Source organism: Gammaproteobacteria bacterium (genome assembly GCA_013696315.1).
Classification (GTDB): domain Bacteria; phylum Pseudomonadota; class Gammaproteobacteria; order JACCYU01; family JACCYU01; genus JACCYU01.
Map to the genome: position 1 here is coordinate 1 of JACCYU010000005.1, position 3,890 is coordinate 3,890.

The window sequence follows — 3,890 nt, forward strand, 5'->3', positions numbered from 1 at the left end:
TTCGCCAAGCGCCTGAAGACACTCAAAGGCCTCACGCCCTACGAGTACATCTGCAAAATATGGACACAACAACCCGATCGATTCAAACTCGATCCAACCCACCATATGCCGGGACTAAACAGCTAGCACCAGCCCCACGGCGGGATGGCATGCGGATCTGCCCACAAACCCGCTCTGGCTTGGCGCGCGTTGCCGCAGACGCACGTTCGACTTATTCGGCGTATCTGTTTTTGCCGTGCCCTGGTGGCGGGGAGTTGCTAAAGTATGCCGAGAAGCAGTCGAACCTTGGGGGTATTAATGGGGGCATCCTTAAAAAGAGGCGCGCCGCTTTTAGACTGAAATCAATGAGTTATGCATTAAATGTTATTGAACCCATAGCCACCACATCCTAGCCGGTAGAATCGTCACCTGGCGCAATAGGTATTCCATCATGAATGCAGACAGGATTGATCAGCGGCGCGAAGGTGCCAGACTGATTGCGGAGCGGTGCCGGCAACTGGCTCGAGAGTTCGATGTGGACCTGAAGAGCATCGACTGGAAGGAATCGCTCGACGACGAAGCAGCCAGCACGTTCACGCTGATTCTTGGAATCGAATCGGAGTCCGACGAGATCCAACTGGCCGACAGCGAACTTCGCTCTTATGCCGGTGGAAAAAATACGGATGGTACGGATGCGAAACTGGAGACCGCGCTGAACAAGCGTTATTAGCTGGTGCTATTCGGTGGCCGCTGGCGCATCCCGGTAGCCAGCCGCTACGGCGCGTTGCTTTTTATCTGCGACTCGTAATAATCGCTTCGTAAACACAATTCGGCCCCGCCAGCAAAGCTGAACGGGGCCGAAACGGAATCGCGAATTTAGCGTTCCGCGTACTGCATCGGCTAAAGCTTACTCCTGCTGGGCGGCGGCGTTGAATTCTTCCTCGCTGATCAGGCCATCCGCGTCGCTGTCTATGCGATCGTAGTCGTCGGAAAGCACCGGAAATTCCGCGCCTTCATCCAGGCTGATCACACCATCACCGTCCGTGTCGGCGTCGTCGAATTCAGCGCCCGAAAGGAGATTCGTGGTGGCGGCCCGGTATTCGGTGGGGCTGACGTTTCCGTCGGCGTCAGCGTCCACTGTGCTATACACTTCTCTCAGCGACACCGGCATGGATGCCGCCTCGCGCTCACTGATTACGCCGTCGCCATTGACATCGACTTCATCGAAGTCCAGCGGGGCGACGTTGCTGATCACGGCCGCGTATTCATTCGGGTCGATGCCGCCGCTGTCGTTGGTGTCGATGCGAGAGAAGCTCGCCGCCAACTGATCGTTGGCCTGGGCCTCCTGTTTGCTGATGACACCGTCCCCGTCTTCGTCGAAGCGGTTCTGGGCGCCGGCGAATGGATTATCGATGGATTCCATTTGCGCGCAACCGGATACGAATACCAGTGCCGCTACGATGGGTACAACTCTTTTCATGTAAGCCTCCTGAAGATTATTTTGACGATCAGAATGCGGTTGCTGGTGCCGTAGAGTGCGCGATGCAAGCCGCGGCGCAGTTGAAGTATTGTACAAACGTTATTGCCATTGCAACCCGGCGAGTCGTCCGTGCGCGTCGAGTCAAAAGTTAAATCGCAAACCCAGATGAATATCATCATCCAGCTCGTAATCGCCGCTGTCTTCCAGATCGGCTTCCAGCAGCCGGTAACCGAAGAAGCCGGTCAGGTTGGGCACGAATTCGGCTTCCAGGCGGACGATAAAATCTTGCATGTCATCGGCCTCGCCAAAGCTGAGAATTTCCGGGGCGTAATAGTACTGCGCGCTTACGAACGCCGGGATACCGGTTATTTGAGTGTCTATGGCGTACCTCGCCTTGCCGCCAATGGCAACGGTCGTGAAACTATCGTCCAGAAAATCCAACGTCGCTAAGTAAAGTTTTGGGCCCGCCGTAATTACCAATGGGGACATTGCACCGGGCATACCGGAGAATTCCAGGCCGAGCGTGCCGAGTAGATCGTCTTCCTGGTTGGTAAAAACCTCCGCCGCCAGGTTCCCGGTACTCAAACCGATCAGGTCCGCGCCCGTGGCGTAGCGGCCCTGAATCGCTTCATCGGCAATGTACAATTCCGCTTCATCAGCATGCGCGCTTACGCTGATGCCCACTAACGCCAACGCCAGCCAACTTCTTGAACGCATCTCAAATCCCCTGCTGATAGGTGGTCCGCCACCCACGCGTAAGCGAGTTACAAGGGCATGTAGCGCGGATTTTTCGAAAAATTTCATAAAAGAGCGGTAAACGTGCCATGTGTCGATGTGGTCAAATTGCCGCAATCATGGCGCAAAAGCAACGATTGGGAGAGTACGCTATCAAAATCGGAAGTCAAGCATTTATCCGCGGGCAAGTGCACGAACCTTAGTAAAATGTTCAGGGCCTTAAAACCTTACCCTGTTTTGAACTTTGTCTACCAGAATCACATGCCTTGCTAATCGTGGCCATACCTGAACAGGCGTGGGCCGCGCGGCGGTTGTCTGGCCGCCAGCCATTCAACTTAAACGAAGTGAACCACCCGTGAATGTCATGTGCTTCGCGACCGCGCCTAAAGGTCTGGAGGCGTTGCTGGCCGACGAACTGCGCGCGTTCGGCGCGGCGGATGTGCGTGAAGGTCGCGCCGGTGTAGCGTTCAGCGGACCGCTGGAAGTCGCCTATCGCGCGTGTCTGTGGTCGCGACTTGCCAGCCGGCTGCTGCTGGAGCTGGATCGGTTCGACGCCTCCGATCCGCAGGCGTTGTACGCAGGTGCGGCGGCCATCCGCTGGGATGAACACCTCTCGTCTATCGACACCTTCGCGGTGGATTTCAGCGCCGCGCGTTCCGCGATCACCCACACGCATTACGGCGCGCTCAAGGTCAAGGACGCCGTGGCCGATCAGTTCCGCGCGCGCTGTGGCACGCGGCCTTCGGTTAGACTCGAGCGGCCTGATGTGCGGATCAACGTGCATCTCTTCAACAACGAGGCTGTGGTATCGCTCGATCTGGCCGGCGAGAGTCTGCACCGGCGCGGCTATCGCAGCGAACAGGGCGCGGCCCCGCTGAAGGAGAACCTGGCGGCCGCCATTCTGCTGCGCGCGGGCTGGCCGGAGCTGGCCGCGCGGAGTGCGCCACTGGTGGACCCCATGTGCGGAGCGGGCACTTTGCCGATCGAGGCCGCGTTGATGGCGGGCGATATCGCGCCCGGCCTCACACGCGAGTATTACGGTTTCAGCCGCTGGCGTCAGCACGACGAGAGCGCGTGGGCGGCGCTGCTGCAGGAAGCGCGTGCGCGTCGGGAGGCGGGGCTCACGCTGCTGCCAACGGTGCGTGGGTCGGATGAGGATGCGCACGCCGTAACCCTGGCGCGGCGCAACGTCGTGCGCGCCGGACTCGAACATCATGTCGAAATCGAACGGCGCGCCTTGCAGGATGGCCAACGGGTGCAACCCGCGGTGCCCGGCCTCGTGGTGGCGAACCCGCCTTATGGCGAACGGCTCGGTGACAGCGCCTCGCTGCCCGCCCGTTATCGTGCGCTGGGTGTGGCGTTAAAGCGAAATTTTCCGGGCTGGCGCGCCGCGATCTTCACCGGCAATCCGGTCTGCGGCCAGCACCTGGGGTTGCGCGCACACAAGGTCCATAAACTGTTCAATGGCGCGATGCCGTGCGAACTGCTGCACGTGGCGCTGCACGAGAATGCGTCGCCGATTGCTGCGACACGCGCGGACAGCGCATCCGGGCTAGCCAATCGCCTGCGCAAGAACGCGCGGAATCTGAAGCGCTGGCGTGAGCGTGAAGGCATCGTCTGTTATCGCCTCTACGACGCCGATCTGCCGGATTACAACCTCGCCATCGACATCTATCGGAACGACCTTACCTGGGCG

General features: G+C 59.1%; 5 protein-coding genes. 3 read left to right on the forward strand and 2 right to left on the reverse strand.

Annotated elements, in window-relative coordinates; translation table 11 throughout:
• Both H0V34_00250 and H0V34_00255 read left to right on the forward strand, forming a co-directional pair.
• A partial coding sequence (locus tag H0V34_00250; protein ID MBA2490184.1) for an IS481 family transposase occupies window positions 1-126 on the forward strand: 126 nt, incomplete at its 5' end.
• Window positions 127-430: 304 nt separating this feature from the next.
• The gene (locus H0V34_00255; protein ID MBA2490185.1) at window positions 431-709 is read left to right on the forward strand and encodes a hypothetical protein; all 279 of its coding nucleotides are present in this window, start codon (window positions 431-433) and stop codon (window positions 707-709) included.
• Window positions 710-886: 177 nt separating this feature from the next.
• Here the strand turns inward: H0V34_00255 and H0V34_00260 are convergent, their stop codons facing one another.
• Together H0V34_00260 and H0V34_00265 are read right to left on the reverse strand one after the other, a co-directional pair.
• The gene (locus H0V34_00260) at window positions 887-1,459 is read right to left on the reverse strand and encodes a hypothetical protein (GenBank protein ID MBA2490186.1); all 573 of its coding nucleotides are present in this window, start codon (window positions 1,457-1,459) and stop codon (window positions 887-889) included.
• 141 nt (window positions 1,460-1,600) lie between these two features.
• Window positions 1,601-2,263 (reverse strand): hypothetical protein, encoded by a 663-nt coding sequence (locus tag H0V34_00265; protein MBA2490187.1) that lies wholly within the window; start codon window positions 2,261-2,263, stop codon window positions 1,601-1,603.
• A gap of 295 nt (window positions 2,264-2,558) precedes the next feature.
• Here H0V34_00265 and rlmKL point away from each other — a divergent pair.
• Window positions 2,559-3,890 (forward strand): bifunctional 23S rRNA (guanine(2069)-N(7))-methyltransferase RlmK/23S rRNA (guanine(2445)-N(2))-methyltransferase RlmL (gene rlmKL, locus H0V34_00270; GenBank protein ID MBA2490188.1); only part of this gene is annotated, 1,332 nt, incomplete at its 3' end.

Excerpts from the sequence above, each read along its gene's own strand:
- H0V34_00260 (MBA2490186.1), bottom strand. The coding sequence starts at position 1,459 with ATGAAAAGAGTTGTACCCATCGTAGCGGCACTGGTATTCGTATCCGGT.
- H0V34_00255 (MBA2490185.1), top strand. The coding sequence starts at position 431 with ATGAATGCAGACAGGATTGATCAGCGGCGCGAAGGTGCCAGACTGATT.
- H0V34_00265 (MBA2490187.1), bottom strand. The coding sequence starts at position 2,263 with ATGAAATTTTTCGAAAAATCCGCGCTACATGCCCTTGTAACTCGCTTA.